Source organism: Leifsonia sp. 10N434, assembly GCF_056394405.1.
On sequence record NZ_JBFTHV010000002.1, the window covers coordinates 439,979 to 466,082 of the forward strand.

Consider the following 26,104-nt stretch of genomic DNA (forward strand, 5'->3'; position numbering starts at 1 on the left):
TGAGGCCGATGAGCAGGAGGGTCCGATGACATCCACGACCGGTGATGCCGGAGTCCCGAGCATCCGGATGCTCGTGCGGCTCTCCGTGCCCGCGGTCATCATCGGCGTCGTCTCGGCACTCGTCCTGTGGTGCCTCGACGAGGTGGCCGGCCTGCTCGAGGACGGACTGTGGAAGGGACTGCCCGGAGCGCTCGGCATCGACCCATCGTCGGGCTGGTGGATCTTCGCCGTTCTCACCGCCACGGGCGTCGCGATCGGGCTCGTGGTGTGGCTGGTCCCCGGTCACGCGGGTCCGGACTCGGCCACGACGGAGCTGATGACGCCTCCCCTGCGCCTCGCCGTGCTGCCGTCGCTCATCCTCGCGACCGTACTGGCCCTGGCGGGCGGCGTCAGCCTCGGCCCCGAGAACCCCATCATCGCGATCAACACGGGCCTTCTCGTCGCCGTGATCGCCCGGCTGTGGCCCGCTATCCCTCCGCAGCTCGTCGTCCTGATCACGGCAGCGGGCACGATCGGCGCCCTGTTCGGCACGCCGGTGGCGGCCGCGCTGGTGTTCACCGGCGTCGTCGCCGCCTTGAAGACGGGCGGGGCGCTCTGGGACCGCCTCTTCCTGCCGCTCGCCTCCGCGACTGCCGGGTCGATCACGATGACCCTGCTGGCGCATCCGTCGTTCGCCATCGCGATGCCGACCTACGATGCGCCGAAGATCGTCGATCTCGCGGGTGGAATCGTGATCGGCATCGTCGCGACGCTTCTCGGGCTGGTGATCGTCTACGTCTTCCCGCTCGTGCACCGCACGTTCCACCGCATCGGGCATCCGCTCATCTACATCACCCTCGGCGGTCTCGTGCTCGGCGGCCTGGGCGCGCTCGGCGGTCCGATCACGCTCTTCAAGGGCCTCACCCAGATGAACGAGCTCGTCCAGACCCGCGGCGACTACACGACCTGGCAGCTCGCTGGCATCGTGGGCGTCAAGGTCGTCGCCCTCGTGATCGCCGCCGCAGCCGGCTTCCGCGGCGGCCGGATCTTCCCCGCCGTCTTCATCGGCGCCGCCGTCGGTGTGCTCGCGAACGCGCTCGTCCCCGCCGTTCCGCTGCCCGTCGCCGTCGGGTGCGGTGTACTGGGGCTGACACTCGCGATCGCGCGCGACGGCTGGATCGCGCTGTTCATCGCCGCGGCGGTGACCAACTCACCCGCCATGCTTCCGCTGCTCTGCCTGGTGATCCTGCCGACGTGGCTGATGGTGTCACGGGCGCCGGAGATGCTCATCAAGCCGCCCGTGACGGTCGCTCCCGCACCGGCCGGGCCGACGGGGCCGCCCGACTCCCCCACGCAGCAGACGGCGCCCGGCAGCTGATCGCTGCGGGCGCCGTCTGCACACCTGTTCGGCGGTTAAGCCGACTTCTCTTCGCGTCGCGGACGGTGAGGGACGATCGTCGGAGCGGCGTTCTCGAGCACCGCCTCGCGGGTCACGACCACGCGGGCGACCTCGGAGCTCGACGGCACCTCGAACATGATCGGCCCGAGGACCTCTTCCATGATCGCGCGCAGCCCGCGGGCGCCGGTCTTGCGGAGAACCGCGAGATCGGCGATCGCCTCGAGCGCCGGCGGCTCGAAGTCGAGCTGCACGCCGTCGAGTTCGAACATGCGCTGGTACTGACGCACGAGTGCGTTCTTCGGCTCGGTCAGGATCTGCATGAGCGCTTCCTGGTCGAGCTGCGTCACGGTCGTCACGACCGGGAGGCGACCGATGAACTCGGGGATCAGACCGAACTTGTGCAGGTCTTCCGGCAGCACCTCGCTGAAGAGGTTCACGTCGTCGCCCTTGCTGTGCAGCGGGGCGCCGAAGCCGATGCCCTTCTTGCCCGCACGCTGGGAGATGATGTCTTCGAGCCCGGCGAAGGCGCCGGCGACGATGAACAGCACGTTCGTCGTGTCGATCTGGATGAACTCCTGATGCGGGTGCTTGCGACCGCCCTGCGGCGGAACGGAGGCGACCGTGCCCTCGAGGATCTTGAGCAGGGCCTGCTGCACGCCCTCGCCCGAGACATCGCGGGTGATCGACGGGTTCTCGGCCTTGCGGGCGATCTTGTCGACCTCGTCGATGTAGATGATGCCCGTCTCGGCCCGCTTCACGTCGTAGTCAGCGGCCTGGATGAGCTTGAGCAGGATGTTCTCGACGTCTTCGCCGACATAGCCGGCCTCGGTGAGCGCCGTGGCGTCCGCGACCGCGAACGGAACGTTCAGCCGCTTGGCGAGCGTCTGCGCCAGGTACGTCTTGCCACAGCCCGTCGGGCCGATCAGCAGGATGTTGCTCTTGGCGATCTCGACGTCGTCCATCGCGTCGGCCGCGGTGATCGTCGAACGGGCGCGAACCCGCTTGTAGTGGTTGTAGACGGCGACCGCGAGTGCGCGCTTCGCCGCTTCCTGTCCGATGACGTACTCCTCGAGGAAGCCGAAGATCTCTTTCGGCTTGGGGAGGTCGAACTCGCTCGACGTCTCCTCGCCCGCTTCCGCGAGGCGCTCCTCGATGATCTCATTGCACAGCTCGACGCATTCGTCGCAGATGTACACGCCCGGACCGGCGATGAGTTGCTGAACCTGCTTCTGGCTTTTGCCACAGAAGGAACACTTGAGCAGATCGGCGCTTTCCCCGATACGAGCCATCCGTCACCCTCCTCCTTCGGGTATCTTCTGACGAGCCTAACCTGTGCGGGCGACAAAGGTGCGCACCCCGCCCGCAAATGATCTCCGGCGCGTTCGCCCTCAGCGATTGCGCCGCAAACGGCGGTCACGGTTCGTCACAGCAGATGCCGCAGGTACCGCTCGGGGTCGTCGAGATAGGAGCGCCAGTGGCCCACGATCTCCAGGTCCTCCCAGGTGCTCTCCCGGATGCCCCACTCCCCTGTCTCGAGCAGATGCGCTCCGGGCAGCGACGCGAGGATCGGCGAATGCGTCGCGCAGATCACCTGGGTGCCGCGCTTCGCCATCTCATTCAGGTTGGCGAGCCAGCGCAGGCTCGACCCGAACGACAGCGCGGCTTCGGGCTCGTCGAGCACTACCAGCCCCGCGACGAACTGCGGATGGTTGAGCTTGGTCTCGAGGAGCTCGTTGAACGACTCGCCGTGGCTCAGGGCATGGAGCACGGCATCCGGTCCGCCCAGGCTCTCGAGGTACGTGTAGTAGCCGTGCATCGTCTCGGCGCGCAGAAAGAACCCCCAGCGCGGGGCCGAGGGGCTGCGCTCGGCGAGCAGCCATTCGCCGAGCGGCGACTCCGACGGCCGGGTCTCGTGCCAGCCCTGGTTGCTCCCACCCTCCGGGGGAAGCCCGTACGCCGTGGCGATCCCCTCGACCAGGGTCGACTTGCCGCTGCCGTTCTCGCCGACCAGGAACGTCACTCCGGCAGGCAGCTCGAGGCCCTCGCGCAGTACCTGCGCGACGGCCGGGATGTTCGCCGGCCACACGTCCGGGTCGTACATCGCGTCGTTGAAGACCCTGACACGCCGAACGGGGCGATCGTCGTGAAGACGATCGCCCCGTTCGGTCATGCCGAGGACTCTACTTGACGAGTGCCGGAAGCGCCTTGCGGCTGGTGAGCACCTGGTCGATGAGACCGTACTCGAGCGCCTCAGCGGCCGAGAGGATCTTGTCGCGGTCGATGTCCTTGTTGACCTGCTCCTGCGAGCGGTTCGAGTGGTGCGCGAGCGTCTCCTCGAGCCAGGTGCGCATGCGCATGATCTCGTTGGCCTGGATCTCGATGTCGGACGCCTGGCCCTGACCGGCCTCGCCGACTGCGGGCTGGTGGATCAGGATGCGGGCGTTCGGCAGCGCGAGACGCTTGCCGGGCGTGCCGGCGGCGGTGAGCACGGCTGCGGCCGAGGCGGCCTGACCGAGCACGACCGTCTGGATCTGCGGGCGGATGTACTGCATCGTGTCGTAGATCGCCGTCATCGCGGTGAACGAGCCACCGGGCGAGTTGATGTACATGACGATGTCGCGGTCGGGGTCCTGGCTCTCGAGCACGAGGAGCTGGGCCATGATGTCATCGGCCGAAGCGTCGTCGACCTGCACGCCGAGGAAGATGATGCGGTCCTCGAAGAGCTTCGCGTACGGGTCCTGGCGCTTGTAGCCGTAGGCCGTGCGCTCTTCGAAGCTCGGCAGGATGTAGCGCGCACCCGGGGCCTGGACCCCGTTGAACGCCTGACCACCGAAGTTGGGGATGTTCATTTCGTCGTATTCCTTCCGTGGTCTCTACTTGACGGCGTCCGCGTCGGTGCCGCCACCGCCGACGACGTCGGAGGCCGTCTCGCGGATGTGGTCGACGAAGCCGTACTCGAGGGCCTCCTGGGCGGTGAACCAGCGGTCGCGGTCACCGTCGGCGTTGATCTGCTCGACCGACTTGCCGGTCTGCGCCGCCGTGATCTCCGCGAGGCGCTTCTTCATGTCGAGGATGAGCTGCGCCTGCGTCTGGATGTCGCTGGCCGTTCCGCCGAAGCCGCCGTGCGGCTGGTGCAGCAGCACGCGGGCGTTGGGGGTGATGTACCGCTTGCCCTTCGTGCCCGCGGTCAGCAGGAGCTGGCCCATCGAGGCCGCCATGCCGATTCCCACGGTGACGATGTCGTTCGGGACGAACTGCATCGTGTCGTAGATGGCCATACCCGCGGTGATCGAGCCACCGGGTGAGTTGATGTAGAGGTAGATGTCGCGCTTGGCGTCCTCCGCGGCGAGGAGCAACAGCTTCGCGGCGATCTCGTTCGCGTTGTCATCCCGCACCTCGGAGCCGAGCCAGATGATGCGGTCCTTCAGCAGTCGGTCAAAAACACTGGGTTGCATGCCCATGTCGGCCATGTGTCGCTCCATTTCCTTGTCGCTTCGTGAACGAATCTATCGGAGCCGCAACAGCATTTCCGGCCTGTTCGCCCTGGGCAGATCGGCGCGGCGCTCCGGCTCAGCGCCCGACGAGGTCGTCCCCGTAGGCCGCGACGGCCCGGCCGTACTGCGGAAGGTGCGGTGCGAGTGCGCTGAGCGACACCTGGACGGCCGCCGAGGGTTCGCCAGCGTCGTGCAGGGCGAGCGCCAGGAACGCGCGTGCGGCATCCGCCAGCGGATGGCCAGGATGCTCGGCCAGTTCGCCTCGCAGCAGCGCGGCGCTCTCCCCCGCCCGGCCGAGGTTGCGGAGGGTGCTCGCCAGCTGGATGACGGCCTGAGCGCGCTCCGGCTCGGCCAGGCCGCCCTGCAGGGCCCGGCGGTAGAGCGGCTCGGCCTCGGCCTCGAGGCCCGCGTAGTCACGGGCGCCGGCGGCTTCGAACAGCGCACGGGGGTCGTCCTCCTGGCGTTCGGCCATGAGGGCGTCGATCGCCTGCACGACCGCGTCGTCGCTCATGGTGCCCGCCGCCGTCCACACCGCGGCGACCCGTGCGTCCCAGTCCATGTGCATCCCCTCGTCGTTTCGTCGCTCGTCGTGTCGTCGCGCCGGGCGCGCTGGTCGCCCGGATACGCAGAAGGCCGGGAGCGATGTGCTCCCGGCCTTCAGGCGTGTCGACTACTTCTTCTTGGAAGCGGCCTTCTTCTTGGGCTTCTCCTCTTCGGCCGGAGCCTCGGCGGCCTCCGCCGCCTCTTCGGCCTCCGCGGTCTCGACGACCTCGTCGACGACGTCGGCGCCGTCTTCCTCGTCCTCGGGCAGTGCCGTGAACTCGGACAGGTCGACGGCATTGCCGTTCGAGTCGGTGACGGTCGCCTTGCCGAGCACGATCGCGAGCGCCTTGTTACGGGCGACCTCGCCGACCATCGACGGGATCTGGCCGTTCTCGCTGAGGATCTTCACGAACTCGTTCGGGTCCATGCCGTACTGGGCTGCGCCCTGCACCAGGTACTGGGTGAGCTCGTCCTGGCTGACCTTGACGTCTTCGGCCTGGGCGACCTCGTCGAGCAGGATCTGCGTGCGGAAGGTCTTCTCGCTCGACTCGGTGACCTCTGCGCGGTGCACGTCGTCTTCGAGGCGGTTCTCCTGCTCCAGGTGGCGGTGCACCTCGTCTTCGACGAGCGCGGCCGGAACCGGGATCTCGACGAGCTCGAGGAGCTTCTCGACGAGCTGGTCGCGGGCGCTGGTGCCCTGACCGAAGGTCTTGGCACGCTCGACCTGGCCGCGCAGGCTGTCCTTGAGCTCGTCGATCGTGTCGAACTCGCTCGCGATCTGCGCGAAGTCGTCGTCGGCGTCGGGGAGCTCGCGCTCCTTGACCGCCAGGAGGGTCACGGTGATCTGGGCGCTCTCACCCTCGTGGTCGCCGCCCATGAGGGGCGCCTCGAACGTGGTGGTCTCGCCGGCGGTCAGCGTTTCGAGCGCCTCGTCGATGCCCTCGATCAGCTCGCCGGAGCCGATCTCGTAGGAGATGCTGTTGGCCGTGTCGACCTCGTCGTCGCCGATGGTCGCGACCAGGTCGATCTGAGCGAAGTCGCCGGTCTTGGCCGGGCGGTCGACGGTGACCAGCGTGCCGAAGCGGCTGCGCAGGGTGTCGAGCTCCGACTCGATGTCGGCGTCGGTGACCTCGGCCGCGTCGACCGTGATCTTCACGTCGTCGTACGTGGGCAGCTCGATCTCGGGGCGCACATCCACCTCGATGGTGAGCAGCAGGTCGCCCGAGAAGTCCTTCTCGTTCGGCCACTCGGTGATGTCGGCTTCCGGACGGCCGAGCGGACGCACGTCGCTCTCGTCGACGGCCTGACGGTAGAACCCGTCGAGCCCCTCGTTGACCGCGTGCTCGAGGACGGCGGCCTTGCCGACGCGCTGGTCGATGATCGCCGGCGGCACCTTGCCCTTGCGGAAGCCGGGGATGCTGACCTGCTCGGCGATGTGCTCGTACGCGTGCTTGATGGACGGCTTCAGCTCCTCCGGCGTCACCGAGATGGTGAGCTTGGCGCGAGTGGGGCTCAGCTTTTCGACCGTGGTCTTCACGTTGTTGGGTTCTCCTGTAGTTGAACGGTGGTCTTCGTCGTGTGGCTCGAGGTCTGGTCGGGGCGACAGGATTCGAACCTGCGACCTCCCGCTCCCAAAGCGGGCGCTCTAGCCAAGCTGAGCTACGCCCCGGGTTCAGCGACCTCAAACCCGCCCGGTCCGTACCGCGACGCGAACGAACCCGTCGGGGGCGAAAGACCACGCGCAAGTCTACTGCACCCGTGACGACGACGGTGCGCCGGTCGGGGCACGTACGAAACCTGTACTACGATGTCCTGGGTGCCTCGCTCACGCGTGACTCCGGGGATGTAGCTCAATGGTAGAGCCTCAGTCTTCCAAACTGATTACGCGGGTTCGATTCCCGTCATCCCCTCTGTAACCGGCGCTGTACGCGTCGACCGGGACTCGAGCCGCTATGACGTGGCGAGTGCCTGCGCGATCCACCAGGAGAGCAGGCTGAGCACGATGCCGGCGAGCGGGTAGAAGAACGCCAGGCGGCGCCGCGTGAGGGCGACGATCCCCCCGATCACGCCGGCGAGCGTGAGCACCGGCGGCAGGAACACGCCCAGGAAGAAGCCGAGTGCGTGCGTGGCGCCGTCCGTGTCCCAGAGGAAGACGCCGAAGAAGAGTCCGATGGCCAGCCCGATCGAGCCGACGATGAGCAGCACCGTCACGACGACGTCGCCGAGGTGGGCGCTCTGGGGCTTGCCTGATTCGGCGGACACGGTGTCACCGTAGCGCCGCTGTCGCGCTACGTCCAGCATCCGAACATGGAAAAGGAAGAGCCGGCGGGCGTTGGTCTGCCGGCTCTTCCTCTTCTCAGCTCGGGATCATCCGTAGATCTGCCAGCCGGTGCCGATCGCCATCGTCGAGGAGAACGAACCGGTGGTACTTCCGGCCGTGCCCGTCCCTGCGTAGAACAGGGCGGAGCCGTCGGCCCGGATGCCGATGATGTCGTTGATGCGGTCGCCGTTGGCGTCCTGCCCGCCCACGAGGGTCTGGAACGTGTTCCAGCCGTGGCCGATCTGCACCTCGGGCGCGAAACCGGAGTTGGTCGCGCTGGGTTTGCCTGTCCCGGCGAAGAACGACAGGGTGCCGTCGGTGCGGCGCGCCACGATGTCGGGGCGCCCGTCGCTGTTGACGTCGCCGACGCCCAGGATCGTGTCGAAGATCTGCCAGTTCGTGGCCAGCTTGACCGCGGGCTTGTAACCCTCGTGCGTACTGTCGACGACAGCGGTGCCCGCGTAGAACCACAGCGAGCCATCCGGTCGCCGCGCGATCAGGTCGGAACGACCGTCAGCGTTGAAGTCGCCGACGCCCACCACCGTGTCGTAGACACCCCACCCGTGCCCGACCTTCACGCCGGGCTTGTAGCCGGTGTCTGCGCCCGCGACCTTGCCGGTTCCGGCGTAGAACCAGAAGGTGCCGTCGGCACGGATCCCCAGCAGGTCGGGCTTGCCGTCGCCGTTGAAGTCGCCGGGCGCGACCAGCTTGGAGTAGACCTGCCAGCTGGTGCCGATCCTGCTCGGGGTCACGTAGAGGGCGCCGGTCGAGGTCATCGAGCCCAGCCCGGGGTAGAGCCACAGGCTGCCGTCGGCCCGGGTGGCCAGCACATCCGCCTTGCCATCGCCGGTGAAGTCGCCGACGCCGAGTTCGTTCGTGTTCACGTTCCAACCGCCCGCAGACGTCTTCGCGGCGGAATAGCCCTCATCCTTCACCACGCTCCCGGGGAGGTAGGTCAGCGCACCGGCAGCGGAACGAGCCAGCAGGTCGGGCGTACCGTCACGGTTGAGGTCGCCGGGGGCCACCAGCGTCGAGGTGCCCGTCACGCCGGACAGCGTCACCGGGCGGGCAGGCAGGTACCAGGCGTTCGTGCCCGAGGTGCGGCGCGTTCCCGCGTAGTAGTAGGCGCTCCCGTTCGGCATCAGGCCGATCAGGTCCGCTTTTCCGTCGCGGTTGAGGTCGCCGACGCCCAACACCTGCTTGAACACGTTCCAGCCGGTGCCGATCTTCTTGCCGGCAGCGTAGCCCTGCGCGTTCCCTCCGACGACACCCGTGCCTGCGTAGAACCACAGCGTGCCATCCGGACGCCGGGCGAGCAGGTCGGCCTTGCCGTCGCCGTCGAAGTCGCCGGCGGCCGAGATCTCGGTGTAGACGCTCCAGCCGGTTCCGATCTGTCGGCCGGATGCGAAAGTGGGCTTGCTCTTCGCGGCGTTGTTCGAGGCGTACAGCCAGAGGGTGCCGTCGGTCTTGCGGGCGACCAGGTCGGGCTTGCCGTCGCCGGTGAAGTCGCCGACGCCCAGGATGGTGTCGAAGGCGTTCCAGCCGACACCGATCTGGACGGCCGCGGCGTACCCGCTGTCCGTCGAGCTCACCGTGCCGGTGCCGGCGTAGAACCAGAGGGTGCCATCGGGACGCCGCGCGATGAAGTCCGGTTTCCCGTCGCCGTTGAGATCCCCGGTCCCGATCACGGGAGCCGTGAGCGGTGTCGGTGCGGGCGGAATCGGTGTCGCTCCGCCTCCACCCGTGCTCGTTCCCCTGGCGAACGCCGCGAGCTGGGCCTCGGTGCCGTTGAAGACGTCCTGGTCACCCGGGAACACGCCTGCATCGGCGTACTGCCACATGGTGTACCGGCTCCACCCTGCGGGCAGTGTGCCCGCGCCGGACGCGATGTTGCTCGGGTACCGCGCGATGAAGAGCGGGTTGGCACCGAACGACGAGGTGTTGCCGGTGCACCGTGTCCACCAGTCGGTTGTCGAGTAGATCGCGGGGAGGCGGCCGGTGCGGGCGAGGATCGTGTTCGAGAAGTCCCGGATCCACGACACCATCTGCGCCGCGCTCAGGCCGTAACAGGTCGCGCCGTACGGGTTGTACTCGATGTCCAGCAGCGGCGGCAGTGTGCGACCGTCGTTGGTCCAGCCGCCGCCGTTGTTGACGAAGAAGTTCGCCTGGGTGGCTCCCGACGACGTGTTCGGCGTCGCGAAGTGGTAGGCGCCGTGGGCGAGACCGGCTGTGTACGAGTCGCTGTACTGCTCAGCGAACTGGCTGCTCCGGTAGTCGGTGCTCTCGGTGGCCTTCACGTAGGCGAAGCGTCCGCCGTTCGCGTAGATCGTGCGCCAATTGGCGAGGTTCAGCACCTGCCAGCCGCTCACGTCAAGACCCTGCACACCGGCGGGGCGAGCGGCTGCGAGGGAACGGAACTTCGAGCCGGACCCTTCGGACGCCTCGACCGGGATCGTCGACCCCATCGCATGGTTGCGGGCGGCATTCATCGTGGCCAGCGACGGGTCGTCTCCGACCGCGGGAGCCGGAGTGGCTGTCGGCGCCGGGGACGCGGGGACCGACGGCGACGGAGTCGACGTGGGCGCGGGGGCGGCGGTGGGCGCCGGGCTCGCCGTCGGCGACGCGGCATCCGGCCGGCTCGCCGTCACGGAGGGAGACGGCACAGGCGTCGCCGTCGTGGCGTTCGCCGGCGACGCGAGCACGCAGCTCGCGACCAGCGCCGCAGCAACGGCTGCCGTCGTGGCGAATTGGGAAACGGTGGGCATCGGAGGCGCTCCTCAGCTGTGGACGGATCCCTCGGGAAAGAACGCAACGGAGTCCACCGTCGACGAGCGGGATTGCAGTATGGTCGGTCGGGTCCACCGCTTCGGGGTCGGTCGGAGCGATGGTTCGAAGCTTAAGGCTTCGGTGGAAGTTTAACGGGATTCGTTCAGCAAGGAACCCTACCCGTTCGGGGGGTCCCACATCGAGGCAGAGAAAAACGGCCGGTCCCACGAGGAAACCGGCCGTTCGGGATTACGTGTAAGCCCGCTATTCGTTGCCGACTTTCTTGTCGGCGGCGTCGCGGGCGCCCTCGATCTGCTCGTCGAACTTGCCGCCGCTGACCTTCTTCGCCGCGTCGGCGACGCCGTCGAGGAGCTTGTCGCTCACGCCTTCGGCCTGTTCGCTCGAGAGCGCGTCTTTCACCGCACCACTGTCGAGGAATTCCTTCGCCTTGTTGGTGATGTCGTCCAGTCCGGCCATCTGAGCACCTGCTTTCCGTCAGCGAGCGTGGTTTCCTCAGTCTGCCCGCGCACCCGCGCGAGTGGCAAGGGTCACTGGTACACGTTCCACGAGGCTCCGATGCGCACGGACGAGCCGTACCCGAACCGCGGAACGCCCGTGCCTCCCGTGCCCGCGTAGAACCAGACGGTGCCGTTGGAACGCACGCCGAGCAGGTCGGTGCGGCCGTCGCGGTTGGCGTCGTGGGCGCCGAGGATCGAGCGGTAGACGTTCCATCCGGTGCCGATCCGAACGGCGGCGGAGTATCCGCTGGACGAGCCCATCCTGCCGGTGCCGTGATAGAACCAGAGCGATCCGTCCGCGCGCCGCCCGACCAGATCCGGCTTGCCGTCCCTGTCGAGGTCGCCTGTGCTGACGAGCGTGTTGAACGCGGCCCATCCCGTCCCCACCTGCACACCGGCCCGGAACACCGGGGCGGCCGACGCGGCCTGAGCGGTACCGGCGTGGAACCAGAGCGTGCCGTTCGACCTGACGCCGACCAGATCGGGTCGGCCGTCTCCGTTGAAGTCCCCGGCGACGATCCGGGTGTAGGCGTTCCAGCCCGGCCCCAGCTGCACGGCCGGACGGTATCCGGTCGCTCCCCCGCCGAACGACGCGGTTCCCGCGTAATACCAGAGCGTGCCCGATGAGCGCACTCCGAGCAGGTCGACCTTGCCGTCGTGGTTGAGGTCGCCCGGAGCGATGAGCGTGGAGTAGACGTTCCAGCCGGTGCCGATCCGGAGCGCGGTGCCGTAGCGCGCCGGCCCCGAGCCCGGATGCAGCACGAGGGACCCGTCTGTGCGCTTCGTCACGATATCGCTCCAGCCGTCGAGATTGAAGTCACCCGCGTCCAGTGCCACGCTGTCGGTCGTCCATCCCGTGCCGGCCGCGACCGCCGCCTGGTATCCGCTCGCGCCGACGGGGTATCCGGGGATGAGGCGCAGGGCCCCGTCGAATCCGCGGGCCAGCAGATCGGTGATCCCGTCGCCGTTGAAGTCGCCAGGCGCGCTGAGCGTGTCCGAACGGCTGAGTCCGGATACCGGCATCTTCTGGGCCGTCCCGTACCACGGGGTACCCGCGCCGCCGCGTCCCCCCGCGTACAGGTACAGCGAGCCGTCGCTGCGGAAGCCCGCAAGATCCGGCTTCCCGTCCCTGTTCTGGTCGCCGATGCCCAGCAGCTGGGAGTAGACCTGCCAGCCGGTGCCGATCTGCACCGGGGCGGCATGTCCGGAGTGGGAGGTGTCGGCGATCCCGGTACCGGCGAAGAACCACAGGGTGCCGTCGGACTTGCGGGCGAGCAGGTCGGCCCGTCCGTCGGCGTTGAAGTCGCCGGGTGCGGTGATCTGCGTGAACGCGCCCCAGCCCGCATCGATGCGCACGCCCGCCCCGTAGCCGGGGGAACCCGATCCGACTGTGCCCGTGCCCGGGTAGAACCAGAGCGAACCGTCCGGACGCCGGCCGAGCAGATCGGCCCGTCGGTCGCCGTTGTAGTCCCCGGCACCGATGATGGCGTCGTAGACGTTCCATCCCGTGCCGATCTGGCGCCCGGGAGCGTAGCCGCCACTCGTCGACGTGACCGTGCCCGTCCCCGCGTAGAACCAGAGGCTCCCATCACCGCGGCGCGCGATGAGGTCGGGCTTGCGATCGCCGTTGAAGTCGCCGACGCCGACGATCGGGGAGTCCAGAGCGATCGCGGTCGAACCGCTCCTGGTAAGGGCGAGCAGCTGCGCGACGGTCCCGTTGAAGACGTCCTGGTCTCCCGGGAAGACTCCGTGGTTGGCGTACTGCCACATGGTGTAGCGGCTCCAGCCGGCGGGCAGTGTGCCCGCACCGGATGCGATGTTGTTCGGATAGCGGGCGATGACGAGCGGGTTTCCGCCGAAGCCGCCGTTGTTGCCCGTGCATCGCGTCCACCAGTCGGTGGTCGAGTAGATCGCGGGGAGCCGGCCGGTGCGGGCTCGGACCGTGTTCGAGAAGTCCCGGATCCACGCGACCATCTGAGCGGCGGTCTTGCCGTAGCACGTCGCACCGTACGGGTTGTACTCGATGTCGAGCAGCGGCGGCAGCGTGCGGCCGTCGTTGACCCAGCCGCCGCCGTGGGCGACGAAGAAGTTCGCCTGCGCGGCGCCGGACGACGTGTTCGGCGTCGCGAAGTGGTACGCGCCCCGCACCAGGCCCGCGCGATACGAGTCGTTGTACTGCTCGGTGAACTGGCTGCTCGTGAAGTCCGTGCTCTCCGTGGCCTTCACGTACGCGAAGCGGCCGCCGTTGGCCCAGACCCGCGTCCAGTCGGCCATCGCGAGCTTCTGCCACCCGCTCACGTCGAGCCCCTGGACCCCGGGCGGCTGCGTGGCCGCGAGCGGCTGCACGGCCGCGCCGGAGAAGGCTCGCGGGGCGGTCGACGCCGGGTCGTCCCCCGGCACGGTCGAACCCATCGTGTGATCCCCAGCAGCGTTCATCTGCGCCAGAGTCGGTTGCGCGTCGGTGCCGGCGGGGACGGTCGGAGTATCGGCCGTCGCGGCCAGTGCGCCGGTCGCGACAAGCGCGGCAGTGACGGTCATCGTCGTGAGCGTGCGCAGCAGAACAGACATGGGCGCCCCTTCGCGGGTCGGTGGTCGGTGGGCGGTGCCCGCAGCCTAACCCCGAACCGGCGAGATGTCTGCCCTTGCGCTCGCGTGCCCCGAACGAGGGTCAGCGCTGGAGGTAGGCCAGCACTGCGAGCACCCGGCGGTGGTCGTCGCCCGAATCCTCCAGCCCCAGCTTCTGGAAGATCGCCGTCACATTCTTCTCCACGGCCCCGACGCCGATCACGAGCCGTTGCGCGATCCCGGCGTTGGTGCGGCCCTCGGCCATCAGTTGCAGCACCTCGGATTCGCGCGGTGTGAGCGCATCGATCGGGTCGGTGCGGCGTACCAGGAGCTCGCGAACGACCTGCGGATCGAGCACCGTTCCCCCGTCGGCGACGCGCGTGATCGCATCCCGCAGCTCGTCGAGCGACGCGATCCGGTCTTTCAGCAGGTAGCCCGTTCCGCCTTCGCCCGCCGACAGCAGCTCCTGCGCGTAGGTGCCCTCGACGTACTGGCTCAGCAGGAGCACCGCGGTGGCCGGGTGTTCGGCCCGCAACCGGATGGCCGCCCGCACCCCCTCGTCGCGGAAGGTGGGCGGCATCCGCACGTCCAGCACCGCGACATCCGGATGCAGGGAGCCGACCTCGGCCAGCAGGCTGTCGCCGTCGCCGTACGCGCCGACGGTCTCGAAGCCGGCCTCGTCGAACAGCCGGATGAGACCCTCGCGCAGCAGCACGGAGTCGTCGGCGACGACGATACGGAGGCGGGAGGGATCACTCGGGGTCACCCCTCCAGCCTAGGGCGGCGCCCAGCCCCGGGGCGTCGCCCAGCCCGGGCGGCGCTACTGCGGCGCAGCGACCGGGATGCGGGCGCCGATGCGGGTCGGACCGCCGACCGGGCTGTCGATCACCAGTTCGCCGCGCAGTCCGCGCACCCGCTCGTCCAGGCCGCGCAGTCCGTGGCCATCGACGAGGGACGCTCCCCCGTTGCCGTTGTCGGTCAGCCAGATGTCCAGCCACACCGCGCCGGACTGGGCGTCGGTGCGCGTGTCGACGAAGAGCCGGCCCGCGGTCGCTCCGGAGTGCTTGGCGAGGTTCGCGGCGAGCTCGGCGGCGACGTAGTACGCACTGCGCTCGACCTCTGGCGCGAACCGGGCGCCCGGGGCGATCTCCGTCTCGAGCTGGATCGGCACCGTGCTGCGCGCCGTGAGGCTCTCGAGCGCGGACACGAGTCCGCGGTCCTGCAGGATGGGCGGCGCGAACCCGCGCGACAGTGCACGCAGCTCCTCCAGCGTGTCGCGCGCCTGCTGGCCGGCCTCGGCGAGGATCGCCCTGGCGCCCTCCGGGTCGGCGTCGAGCTTGCGTTCGGCGCTGGCGATGTCCATCTGCAGCCGGATGAGCCGCTGCTGCGGTCCGTCGTGCAGGTCGCGCTCCAGCCGCCGCAGCGACTGGTCCTCCGCCACGACCGCCGCACCGCGCGATGCCGACAGATCGGCGACCTCGCGCTGCAGGGCCTCGGAGCGCCACGCCCCGAGCATCCCGAGCGCCACCCCGTTGTGCATCACCGTCAACCCCCGGGTGACGAACGGGAGCGTCACGGCGAACAGCGCGCCGAGGACGATGTAGAGGATCTGGTCGCCGACCACCGGGTCGAAGGTCGATCGCGTGCCGGTGGCCCAGTCGACGATCACCCTCGAGAGGAAGAACGTCTGACCGTCGTTCGGAAGGAAGCGGTCCCAGATCCAGCCGGTGAGCCCACCGAGCGCCGTGGCCGTCCACGCGATCGTGATCGACCACGACACGATGCTGACGATCGGATTCACGACCATCGTGTGCAGCAGGTACAGCCAGTAGTGCCCGTTGACGAACGGTCCGAACGCGGAGCGCAGGAACGTGCGCGGCTTGTCGGCCGGCTCCCACTGGGGTCGCGCGATCTCGTCCCGGCCGGCCCAGCGCAGCCGGACGAGTTCGAGCGTCCCGAAGCCGCGCGCCGTGTAGAACGCCCCGATGAGCACGAAGAGCCCGACGTAGATCACGATCGTCCCGACGCCGGTCCAGAACAGCGACTGCAGAACGACGAGCCCGATGATCGCGATGGGCATCGTCAGCAGCAGGAAGCCGAGCTCACGGGGCACACCGCGCCACAGGGAGCCGTAGCCGACGCCTCGGGTGCTCGATTGCTGGCGGATGCTCGTCACATCGTCCAGCGTGGCAGAGGTTTCAGTGGTCATGGGTCATCTCCTGTCGTGGACCGCTGCCGGACCCGGCTGCGGTGGTGTCTTCCGGCACGGTGCCGGCATGCTGACCGGGCTGGACGACCACGAACTGGCCCATCATCCCGTGGTCTTCGTGCGTCAGCAGGTGGCAGTGGTACATGTACGGCGCGTTCCGGTCGGCGTAGTCCGTGAACCGCATCAGCAGCCGGAACTCGGTCTGCGGCGGCAGGTAGATCGTGTCCTTCCACCCGGCGAGCTCCGGAGGGGGCGTCTTTCCCGCGATCGTCCCGATCTGGAACTGCACGTCGTGCACGTGGAAGCTGTGCGGAGCATCCATCGTGTTGGTGACGACCCACTGCTCCAGCGCGCCGAGCTCGACGGTCTCGTCGATGCGCCCTGATTCCATCTGGCGTCCGTTGATCTCGTGTCCGTCGAGCCGGAACTCGCGCGTCACATCCGCATCGGCCGCACGCCAGCGCGCGAGGGCCACGAGCCAGTCGGGGATCGGCGCGCTCGGCGTGAGCACGGCGGCGGCCCGCAGCTGCAGAACGTCGAGCGTGTCGTTGCCCGCGTTCATCCCGGCGTTGATGCGGTCCACCCCGAGGTCGGGAGGAACGGAACGCAGTGTCGTGCGCTCGCCCGGCACGACGTGCACGAGAACCTCGGCGCGCTCGCCGGGCGAGAGCCGGATGTGCGTGAGCGGCACCGGCGCAGGCAGGAGTCCGCCATCGGTCGCGATGAGCGAGAAGGAACGGGCGTCGTCGAAGCCGAAGTCGTAGGTGCGGGCCGGGGAGGCGTTCAGGAGGCGCAGCCGCACCGTCTCCGAGGTCACGTCCAGGTACGGGCCGATCGCGCCGTTCACCACCAGGGTGTCGCCGATGGCGCCGATGAACCCGCCCACAGCGTCGGTGAACTGGCCCTGCGCATCGAACCGCTTGTCTTGCACGATGACGGGGATGTCGTCGACGCCGTAGCTGCGCGGGAGGTTCAGCGCCTCCTCCGCACGATCCTTCAGGATGACCATCCCGGCCATGCCGAGCTGCACCTGCTTCTCGGTCTCGCCGTGCAGGTGCGGGTGGTACCAGAGGGTGGCCGCGGGCTGGTCGATGCGCCAGTGCGGCTCCCAGACCTCCCCCGGCGAGACCAGCTGGTGCGGGCCGCCGTCCATGCGGGCGGGCAGGTGCATGCCGTGCCAATGCACCGTCGTCTCCTCGGTGAGCCGGTTGGTCACGCGCATCCGCACGTCGTCCCCGCGCTCGGCGACGATCGTCGGTCCGAGGTAGGCGCCGTCGAAGCCCCAGGTCGTGGTCTCGACCCCTGGCCGGAACGCGGTCGTGCCGGCACGCGCCTCGAGGTCGAAGACCTTCGATCCCGTGGCATCGATCGTCGGCTTCGCCAGGGGCGGGATGGGGAGGGCCCTGTCGAACCGCACCTTCCCTGCTGTGTCGATCGTGCCGCCGCCGAGGGTCCCGCAGCCGGCGATCCCCAGCCCGATGGCCGACGCGATGCCGGCGGCGAGAGCTGCGCTGATGACGGTGGCGCGAGGGCGCCGCAGCCGGGACGCGGGCGAGGAACTGGTCATGCCTCCAGCCTCGCCAGACCGCGGCACGCGCGGTATGCGGCGGGCAACCGGACCCGACGGGGGGTTACCCCCACCTTAGTTAGCGCAGCCTCAGCTTCGTTGCGGAATTCTGCGTACCGCGTAGCGTTGTCTCAGGCACAAGAAAGGACGCCCATTATGACGGACATCGCCGTAACGCAGAGTGTTTCCAACCCGGACGTCGCCGCCGGAGTCGCACAGTTCCTCAGCCCGGTCGTGATCGACCTCACCGCCCTCGTGGTCAACGGCAAGCAGGCCCACTGGCATGTGCGCGGAGCCAACTTCATCGGAGTGCACGAGCTCCTCGACACCATCGTGGACCACGCTCAGGAGTGGGCCGACCTCGCCGCTGAGCGCATCGTCGCTCTCGGTCTCCCGGTCGACGCCCGCCTCGGAACGGTCGCAGCGAAGACCGCGACCGCTGAGCTCACCGCCGGCTTCCGCCAGTCGAACGACACGATCGCCGAGGTCATCGGCCAGATCGATGCCGCGCTCGCCGCCGTGAACACCGCGGTCAAGGAGCTCGACGAGCTCGACCAGACCAGCCAGGACATCGCCATCGAGATCGCCCGCGGCCTCGACAAGGACCGCTGGTTCCTCTTCGCGCACATCAGCGAGTAGCGCTTTCTTCTCCGTGAACGGGTCGCCTTCGGGCGGCCCGTTCACGTCGTTCCGGCGCCTCAGCGCACCGCGTCGTGCGTGAAACGGCCGGCGAGCATCGTCGCGGCCACGGGCATCCGGCGCAGCTCGGCGAGACTGCAGCCGAACGGGTCGTCGTCGAGCACGATCAGGTCGGCAGGCTCTCCGACGGCGATCCGCGAGCGCACCGAGGCGTCGAAGGCCACGCGTCGCGAGATCGACTGCTCCGGATGCCACGGGGCCCGGCCGTCCCGCGCCCGCGCGACGGCCGCGGACATTGCGACCCACGGATCGAGCGGAGCGACCGGTGCGTCGGAGCCGAGGGCGAGTCGCACACCGGCCCGCTGCAGCGCCGCAAGCGGGAAGGCGCGGCCCGTGCGGCCTGCCCACAGCACGTCGGCCACGTCGCGGTCGTCCATCGCGTGCTCGGGCTGCACGCTCGCGACGACGCCGAGTTCGGCGAAGCGGGAGACATCGGCGGTGCTGAGCAGCTGTGCGTGCTCGATGCGGCCAGGGACGCCGACCGTGGCGAAGGCGTCGAGGGCGATGCGGTTGGCGTGATCGCCGATCGCGTGCACGGCGGGCTCGAGTCCGTTGTCCGCTGCGAAGCGCATCGCCGCGACCAGTTCGTCGGGTGTCAGGTTCTGCACACCGTGGCCGCCATCCGGATACGCGTCGAAGCAGAAGGCCGTGCGGGTGTTCAGCGAGCCGTCGGTGATGACCTTGAACGGTCCAACGGTCAGCAGGCCACCGGTCTCGGGGATCGCGTCGCCCGTACGCAGACCGAGGTCGGCCGCCCGAGCGAGGTGATCGCCGTAGATCCCGAACTCGACCCGCAGGGATCGGGCGCCGTCGCCCATCCGTCGCTGCCAGACATCCAGGTTCCAGCCGTACTCCAGGTCCACGATTCCGACCACACCACGGGCGGCAGCAGCCAGCGCGGCGTCGGACGCCCAACGGTCGAGAGTCGCGTCGTCGGCTGTGCTGAGCCGCGAGGTGACGGCGAAGCTCGCATCCTCCCTGAGCACCGCCGCGTTGTCGTCGTCCGCGGTCGCCGGGGCGTAGAGCCGCGCGGCGGCGGTGTTGAGCCAGCAGCAGTGCAGGTCGCCTGCGATCAGCACGGCCGGCCGATCGCCGGCGGCGTCGTCCAGGAGAGCGCGCGTCGGCGAGTCCGGCCAGAGCGCGTCGTGGAACCCGAAGCCGACGAGTGTCTCGGCGGTCGCAGCGGCGGAGGCGCGCTCCCGCACGAGCTCGGCTGCGGCAGCGGCCGAGCTCGCCTGCGACACGTCGAGCCGCCGGGCCGTCTGCGCCCACTGCGTGAAGTGCACGTGGTTGTCCCAGAGCCCGGGCGCCACCCACCGCCCGTCCAGCGACACCAGGTCATCGCCGCGCAGTCGCCCGGCCGGCGCGAGCGCAGCGATGCGGCCGTCCGCGATCAGGATGTCGACGGTGCCGTCGACGGCCGCAACGCGCCCGCCGCGCAGCACTATCGTCATCGGGCGGCGCGCATCCGGTCGTGCACGCGGCGCATCTCGGCCGCCAGGGCCGCGCTCGCGTAGGGGCCGTCGCCCTCCAGCTCGGAGACGATGCGATCGACGGTCTCCGCCGGGCGGTTCTGGCTCATCTTGCTCTTGGCGACCACGCGGGTCGGCGTCAGGCGCAGTCCGACCGTGCCCGACGAGATGCGCTTGGCGTACTCGGCGTTCTCGGGGGTGCCTTCCATGCGGCGCGGATTCGGCATGGGATCCTCGAAATGATCGACCAGTTGACCGAGCACGCGGAAGTTCTCTTCGTCGCTCAGGATCTCGGGGACGCCGCTGAGATGGACGGCGACGAAGTTCCAGGTGGGCACGGCCGGCTTGGCGTCGTACCAGCCCGGCGAGATGTAGCCGTGCGGGCCCTGGAAGATCACGATGATCTCGTGCGCGCCGAGCTCGTGCAGCTGCTCATCCGGCCGTCCGACGTGCGTGACGATCGACAACTCCTCGCGCGACTCGTCGACCAGGACGGGATAGTGCGACGCCACCAGACCCTCGGAGGTCTGGCTGACGATCGTCGCCCAGGGGTTCTCGCGGATGATCCGCTTGATCTCCGCGGGGTCGGCGAGGGTGAAACTCGGATTCTGACGCATCGCGCCCACCTTCTCTTCTCAGGCCTGATCGACCGGGCACCAGTACAGTTTGCGGCCGGCCATCTCCTCGAGAAGGATATGGGTGCCGCAGATCCGGCACGGCAGGCCCTCACGCTTGTAGACCCAGTGCCGGTCGTCGCGGGAGGCCATCGCCTTGCGGTACGACTCGTCGTCGAGGTCGTCCATCGTCATCATCTGACCGGTCTCGACCCCGATCCGCAACAGCCTCACCCAGTCGCGCCAGAGGGCCCTGGCCGTCTCCTCCGAGACCTGCTTGCCTGGAGTGTGCGGGTTCTGACGGGCACGGAACAGCAGTTCGGCACGGTAGACGTTGCCGATCCCGCTCACGACCGACTGGTCCATCAGCAGCAGACCGATCGGCGTCCCCTTCTTGCGCACGGCCGTCACGAACCGGTTCTCCGCCTCCGGGCCGTCGTCCACGATCGGGTCCGGTCCGAGCTTCGCGATGACGGCGTCGACCTGTGCCGGGTCCAGCACCTCGCACGCGGTCGGGCCGCGGAGGTCGGCGACCGCCGTGTCGGTGAGCAGGCGCACGCGCACCTGCCCGATGGGCTCCGGCGGGAACTCGGTGATCTCCGGCTCGAGCTTCTCCGACTCCGACATCCGGAGCCGGGTGCGCCGTGGAGCGCCGATGCTGTGCAGCGAGTTCTCGCCGGCGCTGTCGAGCACGGTGCCGCGCTGGTTGGTCTGGCCCATCCGCCCGTTCGCTGCGGCGATGGTCGGGTCGACGCTGATGTCACCGGCGAAGTCCCACGCTCCGTAGAGGCCGAGGTGCACGCGCAGCCACAGGTCGTTGTCGAACTCGAGGAACATCTGCTTGCCGACGGCCCTGGCATCGATCATCCGGTGGCCGTCGATGCGGGTCGCCCCCTCCGCGAAGCGGCCCTGCGGCGACGACACGGCGACGGTGCTCCCGACGAAGTTCGCCGCGAACTGTCGCGCAATGCGGTGGACGGAGTGACCCTCGGGCATCAGCGGTCCACGTTCTTGCCCGCGATGTCGCCGGTGGCTTCGTACTCGGCGAGTTGGGCGATCCGGCGCACGTGCCGTTCCTCGAACGAGAACGGCTCGGCGATGAACGCGTCGATGAAGGCGGTGGCCTCCTCGACGGTGTGCTGACGGGCGCCGATCGAGATGACGTTGGCGTCGTTGTGCTGACGGGCGAGCACCGCCGTGCTGTTGTTCCAGACCAGCGCCGCGCGCGCCCCGCGCACCTTGTTGGCGGCGATCGCCTCGCCGTTGCCAGAACCTCCGAAGACCACACCGAGCGCCTCGACGCCCGCCTGCTGGTCGACGACGACCGCCTTGGCCGCGTTGATGCAGAAGGCCGGATAGTCGTCGAGAGCGTCGAAGCTCGTCGGCCCGTGGTCCACGACCTCGTGGCCCGCGTCGGTGAGGTGCTTCTGGAGATAAGTGCTGAAATCGAGACCGGCGTGATCGGTGGCGATGTGGATGCGCATGGAGTCCAGTTTAGGGATGCGTCTAGGGTTGTCTGTTGGACACGATCCACCACGCATCCGAAGGAGCCAGCGTTGCCAGGAGAAAACCTCACCCGCGTCGAAGCACAGGAGCGCGCAGCGCTCATCCGCACCCACAGCTATGACGTGACCCTCGATCTGACCCGCGGGTCGGAGACCTTCCTCAGCACGACGACCGTGCGGTTCTCGGCCGAGGCGGGCGCGTCGACCTTCATCGACGCGATCACCCGCACCGTGCACTCGGTGACGCTGAACGGAGCGGAGCTCGACCCCGCCCAGGTCAGCGACGGCGTGCGCATCCAGCTCGACGGTCTCGCCGCTGAGAACGAGCTCACGGTCGTGGCCGACGCGATCTACACCAACACCGGTGAGGGACTGCACCGTTTCGTCGACCCTGTCGATGGCGAGGTCTACCTGTACAGCCAGTTCGAGGTCCCGGATTCGCGCCGGATGTTCGCCGTCTTCGAGCAGCCCGACCTCAAGGCCGAGTTCACCTTCACGGTGACCGCGCCCGCGCACTGGGTGGTCGTCAGCAACTCCCCCACGCCGCAGCCCGTCGACGCGGGCGACGACGCGAAGACCTGGTCGTTCCCCGCGACCAGCCGCATCTCGTCGTACATCACCGCGCTCATCGCCGGACCGTACGACTCGGTGCACAGCGAGCTGACCAGCAGCGACGGCCGCACCATCCCGCTCGGGGTCTACACCCGCAAGAGCCTCTCCGAGTACCTCGACGCCGACTACATCTTCGACAAGACCCGCGAAGGATTCGCGTTCTACGAGGAGAAGTTCGACTACGCGTACCCGTTCGAGAAGTACGACCAGCTGTTCGTCCCCGAGTTCAACGCGGGCGCGATGGAGAACGCAGGAGCCGTCACTTTCACGGAGACCTACGTGTTCCGCTCGAAGGTCACCGACGCCATCAAGGAGCGCCGGGTCGTCACGATCCTCCACGAGCTCGCCCACATGTGGTTCGGCGACCTGGTCACCATGAAGTGGTGGAACGACCTGTGGCTGAACGAGTCGTTCGCCGAGTACGCGTCGACGCTCGCCACCGCTGAGGCCACCGAGTGGACCGAGGCCTGGACCACGTTCGCGGCGATGGAGAAGAGCTGGGCGTACAAGCAGGACCAGCTGCCGTCGACGCACCCGATCGTCGCCACCATCAACGACCTCGAAGACGTTCAGGTGAACTTCGACGGGATCACGTACGCCAAGGGCGCCTCCGTGCTCAAGCAGCTCGTCGCGTGGGTGGGGCAGGACGACTTCCTCGCCGGCGTCGCGAAGTACTTCAAGAAGCACGAGCACTCCAACACCGAGCTGCGCGACCTCCTCGTCGAGCTCGAGGCCACCAGCGGTCGCGACCTCACCGACTGGGCGGCCAAGTGGCTCGAGACGGCCGGCGTGAACACGCTGCGCCCGGAGATCGCGGTGGACGCCGACGGCACCATCACCTCGTTCGCCGTGCTGCAGACCGCTGCTGCCGACTACCCGACCATCCGGCCGCACCGCCTCGCCATCGGCTTCTACAACCTGGTCGACGGCGCCCTGGTGCGCGAACACCGCATCGAACTGGATGTCGACGGTGAGCGCACCGAGGTGGCCGAACTGGTCGGGCAGAAGCGCCCCGCTCTCGTGCTGCTCAACGACGACGACCTCGCGTACGCGAAGATCCGTCTCGACGAGGACTCGCTCGCCGTCGCCATCGAGCACCTCGCGAAGATCGAGAGCCCGCTCGCCCGCTCGCTCGTCTGGGGTGCGGCCTGGGATGCGACCCGCGACGCCGAGACGCCGGCGAGCGACTACGTGCGCCTGGTGCTCGGCAACATCGCGACCGAGACCGAGTCGACCACGATCCGCACCACGCTGAGCCAGCTCGCGCTCGCCGCAGGCTCGTACGTCGCGCCGGAGCGTCAGCAGGCGACGGCCGAAGAGGCCGCCTCGGCTCTGTGGGCCCTCGCGCAGCAGGCGGAGGCCGGCAGCGACGCGCAGTTCCAGTTCGTCAAGTTCTTCGCCGCGCTGGCGTCGACCGACGAGCACCTCGCAGCAATCGCGGCCCTCCGCGACGGCTCGACGACCCTTCCCGGCCTCACGGTCGACACCGACCTCGCGTGGGAGCTGCTGATCGCGCTCGTCGCGGGCGGCGCGGCCGGCCAGGACGAGATCGCCGCGGCGCTCGCGGCGGACAACACCGCCAACGGCGCGCAGTTCGCCGCGCAGGCCTCGGCGTCCATCCCGACGCTCGAGGGGAAGCAGGCGGCGTGGGACTCGGTGTTCGCCACGGACTCCGCGCCGAACGCGATCGTGCGCTACACGGGCCTCGGCTTCCAGCGCGCGGCCGACAAGAGCGTGCTCGCCGCCTTCGTGGCCCCGTACTTCGAGGCGCTGCAGGGCGTGTGGGAGTCACGGAGCTACAAGATCGCCGAGTACCTCGTCGCCGGAATGTACCCGGCGCCGCTGGCGAACGCCGAGCTGCGCGACGCGACGCGCGCGTGGCTCGACGCCAACCAGGAGCCGGCGGCGCTGCGCCGTCTGGTCGTCGAGAACCTCGCCGGGGTCGAGCGGGCGATCGCCGCCCAGGAGCGCGACGCACAGTAGCCTCCACCTTGTTGCAGTGACCGACGGATGGCGTGGTACTTCGGTACCACGCCATCCGTTCGACACACTGCACTCCTGATCGATGACGGGAGCGGAGCGCGTCAATAGAGTCGTAGCCATGATCCAACTCGATCGTCTCACCAAGACCTACGGCTCGAAGACCGCGGTCAACGACATCACAGCGACCATCCAACCGGGCAAGGTCACCGGCTTCCTCGGCCCGAACGGCGCCGGCAAGTCCACGACCATGCGCATGATCATGGGACTCGACCGGCCGACGCACGGCACGGCGATCGTGAACGGCAAGCGCTATATGGAGCATCGCTCTCCGCTCACCGAGGTGGGCGCCCTGCTCGACGCGAAAGCCGTGCACACCGGCCGCACCGCCTACAACCACCTGCTGGCGATGGCGGCGACCCACGGGATCCCGAAGCGGCGCGTGCACGAGGTCATCGGACTCACCGGACTCGACGCGGTCGCCGGCAAGCGCGTCGGCGGCTTCTCGCTCGGCATGGGCCAGCGGCTCGGCATCGCGGCGGCCATGCTCGGCGACCCCGCGACGCTCATCCTCGACGAGCCGGTCAACGGGCTCGACCCCGAGGGCGTGCTCTGGGTGCGCCAGTTCGCCCGGCACCTGGCGAGCGAGGGCCGCACCGTCTTCCTGTCCTCGCACCTGATGAGCGAGATGGCCCAGACGGCCGACCACATCATCGTTCTCGGACGCGGCCGCATCCTGGCCGACGCCCCGGTCGGCGAGATCCTTGCCGGCGCCACCCGCGGCGCTGTGCGCGTCCGCACCCCGCAGGCCGAGGAGCTCTCCCGCGCCGTCAACGGCCCCGACGTCACCGTCACCGGCGTCGAGAGCCAGCTGCTGGAGGTCTCCGGCCTCTCCGCCGCGCAGATCGGCGAGGCGGCAGCGCAGTTCGGCATCGTGCTGCACGAGCTCACCCCCATCAACGCCTCGCTCGAAGAGGCTTACCTCGAACTGACGCAGGACGAGGTCGAATACCGCACGGAGGTCTCCCGATGAGCACCGCAGTCGCACCCACTACCCGGCACAGCTCGCTCGGGCACCTCACCTTCCCGCGCGTCGTCCGCTCGGAGTGGATCAAGTTCCGCACCCTGCGCTCCACGTTCTGGTCGTACGCGATCGTGCTGGTGCTCGGCCTCGGGATCACCTCGCTTGTCGCCTTCAGCTTCCCGGAGAGCGCTGTCTCGCAGATGCCCGCCGCGGCCAAGGCGACCTTCGTCACCAGCACCGCGTCGTTCGGCGTGTACTTCGGTCAGCTGATCGTCGCCGTGCTCGGTGTGCTCGCGATCTCCGGCGAGTACTCGACCGGCATGATCCGTTCGTCGTTCGCCGCCGTGCCGCGTCGCACGCCCGTGTTCGTCGCCAAGGCGATCGTGCTCTTCATCAGCTCGTTCGTCGTCGGCATCGTCACCACGCTCGCCGGCTACGCCATCGCGGCACCGGTGCTGTCGTCCAAGGGCTTCCCCGTGGACCTCACCGAGGCTGGCACCGTCTGGGCGATCCTCGGCGCCGGCGCCTACCTGGGCCTGGTCTCGGTGTTCGCGCTCGGGCTCGGCACCCTGCTCCGTTCAGCCGCGGGCGGCATCGCCGCGGCGCTCGGCGTGGTGTTCCTCCTGCCGATCATCGTCAGCATCGTGGGCGGCCTGCTCGCCACCACGGAGTGGATCGCCGAGGTGCCCAAGTACCTCATCAGCAACGCCGGACAGGCGATGGCCGGGGCGGGCACCGAGCTCGACCCGTGGCAGAACGTGCTGATCGTGCTCGTCTGGACCGCCGTCTCGTTCATCGCGGGCGCTGTCGTCATGAAGCGCCGCGACGCGTAGCGTTC

At 68.9% G+C, this 26,104-nt stretch carries 22 protein-coding genes and 2 tRNA genes; 6 read left to right on the forward strand and 18 right to left on the reverse strand.

The annotated features are described in order from the left end of the window. Positions 1–25 precede the first annotated feature (25 nt). Positions 26–1,357, forward strand: a complete 1,332-nt coding sequence (locus tag AC1DB1_RS07775) for an ion channel protein (protein ID WP_271178502.1) — start codon at positions 26–28, stop codon at positions 1,355–1,357. A gap of 35 nt (positions 1,358–1,392) precedes the next feature. Here the strand turns inward: AC1DB1_RS07775 and clpX are convergent, their stop codons facing one another. From clpX to AC1DB1_RS07810, 7 genes are all read right to left on the reverse strand, one after another. Continuing rightward, positions 1,393–2,667, reverse strand: coding sequence for an ATP-dependent Clp protease ATP-binding subunit ClpX (gene clpX, locus AC1DB1_RS07780; protein WP_271178501.1), 1,275 nt, complete (start codon positions 2,665–2,667; stop codon positions 1,393–1,395). Positions 2,668–2,801: 134 nt separating this feature from the next. Continuing rightward, positions 2,802–3,548: an AAA family ATPase gene (locus tag AC1DB1_RS07785; RefSeq protein ID WP_477200339.1), complete on the reverse strand. Its 747-nt coding sequence runs from the start codon at positions 3,546–3,548 to the stop codon at positions 2,802–2,804. 10 nt (positions 3,549–3,558) lie between these two features. After that, positions 3,559–4,227 carry an ATP-dependent Clp protease proteolytic subunit gene (locus AC1DB1_RS07790; RefSeq protein ID WP_271178499.1) on the reverse strand — a complete coding sequence of 223 codons (669 nt, stop codon included), beginning with the start codon at positions 4,225–4,227 and terminating at the stop codon, positions 3,559–3,561. Positions 4,228–4,251: 24 nt separating this feature from the next. Continuing rightward, positions 4,252–4,848: an ATP-dependent Clp protease proteolytic subunit gene (locus tag AC1DB1_RS07795; protein ID WP_271178498.1), complete on the reverse strand. Its 597-nt coding sequence runs from the start codon at positions 4,846–4,848 to the stop codon at positions 4,252–4,254. Positions 4,849–4,948: 100 nt separating this feature from the next. After that, the gene (locus tag AC1DB1_RS07800; protein ID WP_477200340.1) at positions 4,949–5,431 is read right to left on the reverse strand and encodes a tetratricopeptide repeat protein; all 483 of its coding nucleotides are present in this window, start codon (positions 5,429–5,431) and stop codon (positions 4,949–4,951) included. 111 nt (positions 5,432–5,542) lie between these two features. Next, the gene (gene tig / locus AC1DB1_RS07805) at positions 5,543–6,952 is read right to left on the reverse strand and encodes a trigger factor (RefSeq protein WP_477200341.1); all 1,410 of its coding nucleotides are present in this window, start codon (positions 6,950–6,952) and stop codon (positions 5,543–5,545) included. Positions 6,953–7,006: 54 nt separating this feature from the next. Continuing rightward, positions 7,007–7,084: transfer RNA gene (locus tag AC1DB1_RS07810), tRNA-Pro, on the reverse strand. A gap of 170 nt (positions 7,085–7,254) precedes the next feature. On the opposite strand from AC1DB1_RS07810, the gene AC1DB1_RS07815 reads away from it, so the two are divergent. Next, a tRNA-Gly gene (locus AC1DB1_RS07815) sits at positions 7,255–7,325 on the forward strand. 40 nt (positions 7,326–7,365) lie between these two features. On the opposite strand, the gene AC1DB1_RS07820 is transcribed toward AC1DB1_RS07815, so the two are convergent. From AC1DB1_RS07820 to AC1DB1_RS07850, 7 genes are all read right to left on the reverse strand, one after another. After that, on the reverse strand, positions 7,366–7,677 hold the full coding sequence (locus AC1DB1_RS07820; protein WP_271178495.1) for a hypothetical protein: 312 nt from the start codon (positions 7,675–7,677) through the stop codon (positions 7,366–7,368). Positions 7,678–7,782: 105 nt separating this feature from the next. Next, on the reverse strand, positions 7,783–10,500 hold the full coding sequence (locus AC1DB1_RS07825) for an FG-GAP-like repeat-containing protein (RefSeq protein ID WP_477200342.1): 2,718 nt from the start codon (positions 10,498–10,500) through the stop codon (positions 7,783–7,785). A gap of 265 nt (positions 10,501–10,765) precedes the next feature. After that, positions 10,766–10,978: an Rv0909 family putative TA system antitoxin gene (locus AC1DB1_RS07830; protein ID WP_271178493.1), complete on the reverse strand. Its 213-nt coding sequence runs from the start codon at positions 10,976–10,978 to the stop codon at positions 10,766–10,768. A gap of 71 nt (positions 10,979–11,049) precedes the next feature. Then, complete coding sequence (locus AC1DB1_RS07835) at positions 11,050–13,587, reverse strand: GH25 family lysozyme (protein ID WP_477200343.1); 2,538 nt, start codon at positions 13,585–13,587, stop codon at positions 11,050–11,052. 100 nt (positions 13,588–13,687) lie between these two features. Next, positions 13,688–14,350, reverse strand: a complete 663-nt coding sequence (locus AC1DB1_RS07840) for a response regulator transcription factor (RefSeq protein ID WP_271178491.1) — start codon at positions 14,348–14,350, stop codon at positions 13,688–13,690. Between the two features lie 54 nt (positions 14,351–14,404). Further along, a complete protein-coding gene (locus AC1DB1_RS07845; protein ID WP_477200344.1) occupies positions 14,405–15,793 on the reverse strand; it encodes a sensor histidine kinase in 1,389 nt (462 codons plus the stop codon). After that, positions 15,783–17,360 carry a multicopper oxidase family protein gene (locus AC1DB1_RS07850; RefSeq protein ID WP_477200345.1) on the reverse strand — a complete coding sequence of 526 codons (1,578 nt, stop codon included), beginning with the start codon at positions 17,358–17,360 and terminating at the stop codon, positions 15,783–15,785. Before AC1DB1_RS07850 ends, AC1DB1_RS07845 begins: the two co-directional genes overlap by 11 nt. Positions 17,361–17,516: 156 nt before the next feature. Between AC1DB1_RS07850 and AC1DB1_RS07855 the strand changes: the two genes are divergently transcribed. Next, a complete protein-coding gene (locus AC1DB1_RS07855) occupies positions 17,517–17,999 on the forward strand; it encodes a Dps family protein (RefSeq protein ID WP_271178488.1) in 483 nt (160 codons plus the stop codon). Positions 18,000–18,058: 59 nt separating this feature from the next. Here AC1DB1_RS07855 and AC1DB1_RS07860 read toward each other — a convergent pair whose 3' ends face one another. From AC1DB1_RS07860 to AC1DB1_RS07875, 4 genes are read right to left on the reverse strand one after another with little or no spacing between them, the layout of a single operon-like run. Further along, positions 18,059–19,513: an amidohydrolase gene (locus AC1DB1_RS07860; protein ID WP_477200346.1), complete on the reverse strand. Its 1,455-nt coding sequence runs from the start codon at positions 19,511–19,513 to the stop codon at positions 18,059–18,061. Continuing rightward, a complete protein-coding gene (locus AC1DB1_RS07865) occupies positions 19,510–20,148 on the reverse strand; it encodes an FMN-binding negative transcriptional regulator (RefSeq protein WP_477200347.1) in 639 nt (212 codons plus the stop codon). Before AC1DB1_RS07865 ends, AC1DB1_RS07860 begins: the two co-directional genes overlap by 4 nt. Positions 20,149–20,166: 18 nt before the next feature. Further along, positions 20,167–21,141 carry an Fpg/Nei family DNA glycosylase gene (locus tag AC1DB1_RS07870; RefSeq protein ID WP_271178485.1) on the reverse strand — a complete coding sequence of 325 codons (975 nt, stop codon included), beginning with the start codon at positions 21,139–21,141 and terminating at the stop codon, positions 20,167–20,169. Further along, complete coding sequence (locus tag AC1DB1_RS07875; RefSeq protein WP_271178484.1) at positions 21,141–21,629, reverse strand: ribose-5-phosphate isomerase; 489 nt, start codon at positions 21,627–21,629, stop codon at positions 21,141–21,143. Before AC1DB1_RS07875 ends, AC1DB1_RS07870 begins: the two co-directional genes overlap by 1 nt. 72 nt (positions 21,630–21,701) lie before the next feature. Here AC1DB1_RS07875 and pepN point away from each other — a divergent pair, with 72 nt between their 5' ends. The 3 genes from pepN to AC1DB1_RS07890 all read left to right on the forward strand — a co-directional run bounded on the left by pepN (position 21,702) and on the right by AC1DB1_RS07890 (position 26,099). Further along, positions 21,702–24,245, forward strand: coding sequence for an aminopeptidase N (pepN, locus tag AC1DB1_RS07880; RefSeq protein WP_477200348.1), 2,544 nt, complete (start codon positions 21,702–21,704; stop codon positions 24,243–24,245). Positions 24,246–24,363: 118 nt separating this feature from the next. Continuing rightward, complete coding sequence (locus tag AC1DB1_RS07885; protein ID WP_477200349.1) at positions 24,364–25,275, forward strand: ATP-binding cassette domain-containing protein; 912 nt, start codon at positions 24,364–24,366, stop codon at positions 25,273–25,275. Further along, complete coding sequence (locus AC1DB1_RS07890; protein WP_477200350.1) at positions 25,272–26,099, forward strand: ABC transporter permease subunit; 828 nt, start codon at positions 25,272–25,274, stop codon at positions 26,097–26,099. The genes AC1DB1_RS07885 and AC1DB1_RS07890 overlap by 4 nt, the downstream gene beginning before the upstream one ends. The last annotated feature ends 5 nt before the right edge of the window (positions 26,100–26,104 follow it).

What these genes read in the sequence shown, in the direction of transcription:
- AC1DB1_RS07800 (WP_477200340.1), bottom strand. Translation starts at nt 5,431, where the DNA reads ATGGACTGGGACGCACGGGTCGCCGCGGTGTGGACGGCGGCGGGCACC.
- AC1DB1_RS07790 (WP_271178499.1), bottom strand. Translation starts at nt 4,227, where the DNA reads ATGAACATCCCCAACTTCGGTGGTCAGGCGTTCAACGGGGTCCAGGCC.
- AC1DB1_RS07865 (WP_477200347.1), bottom strand. Translation starts at nt 20,148, where the DNA reads ATGCGTCAGAATCCGAGTTTCACCCTCGCCGACCCCGCGGAGATCAAG.
- AC1DB1_RS07825 (WP_477200342.1), bottom strand. Translation starts at nt 10,500, where the DNA reads ATGCCCACCGTTTCCCAATTCGCCACGACGGCAGCCGTTGCTGCGGCG.
- AC1DB1_RS07845 (WP_477200344.1), bottom strand. Translation starts at nt 15,793, where the DNA reads ATGACCACTGAAACCTCTGCCACGCTGGACGATGTGACGAGCATCCGC.
- AC1DB1_RS07785 (WP_477200339.1), bottom strand. Translation starts at nt 3,548, where the DNA reads ATGACCGAACGGGGCGATCGTCTTCACGACGATCGCCCCGTTCGGCGT.
- AC1DB1_RS07855 (WP_271178488.1), top strand. Translation starts at nt 17,517, where the DNA reads ATGACGGACATCGCCGTAACGCAGAGTGTTTCCAACCCGGACGTCGCC.
- AC1DB1_RS07870 (WP_271178485.1), bottom strand. Translation starts at nt 21,141, where the DNA reads ATGCCCGAGGGTCACTCCGTCCACCGCATTGCGCGACAGTTCGCGGCG.
- AC1DB1_RS07885 (WP_477200349.1), top strand. Translation starts at nt 24,364, where the DNA reads ATGATCCAACTCGATCGTCTCACCAAGACCTACGGCTCGAAGACCGCG.
- AC1DB1_RS07795 (WP_271178498.1), bottom strand. Translation starts at nt 4,848, where the DNA reads ATGGCCGACATGGGCATGCAACCCAGTGTTTTTGACCGACTGCTGAAG.
- AC1DB1_RS07850 (WP_477200345.1), bottom strand. Translation starts at nt 17,360, where the DNA reads ATGACCAGTTCCTCGCCCGCGTCCCGGCTGCGGCGCCCTCGCGCCACC.
- AC1DB1_RS07875 (WP_271178484.1), bottom strand. Translation starts at nt 21,629, where the DNA reads ATGCGCATCCACATCGCCACCGATCACGCCGGTCTCGATTTCAGCACT.
- AC1DB1_RS07890 (WP_477200350.1), top strand. Translation starts at nt 25,272, where the DNA reads ATGAGCACCGCAGTCGCACCCACTACCCGGCACAGCTCGCTCGGGCAC.
- AC1DB1_RS07830 (WP_271178493.1), bottom strand. Translation starts at nt 10,978, where the DNA reads ATGGCCGGACTGGACGACATCACCAACAAGGCGAAGGAATTCCTCGAC.
- AC1DB1_RS07835 (WP_477200343.1), bottom strand. Translation starts at nt 13,587, where the DNA reads ATGTCTGTTCTGCTGCGCACGCTCACGACGATGACCGTCACTGCCGCG.
- AC1DB1_RS07860 (WP_477200346.1), bottom strand. Translation starts at nt 19,513, where the DNA reads ATGACGATAGTGCTGCGCGGCGGGCGCGTTGCGGCCGTCGACGGCACC.
- AC1DB1_RS07775 (WP_271178502.1), top strand. Translation starts at nt 26, where the DNA reads ATGACATCCACGACCGGTGATGCCGGAGTCCCGAGCATCCGGATGCTC.
- clpX (WP_271178501.1), bottom strand. Translation starts at nt 2,667, where the DNA reads ATGGCTCGTATCGGGGAAAGCGCCGATCTGCTCAAGTGTTCCTTCTGT.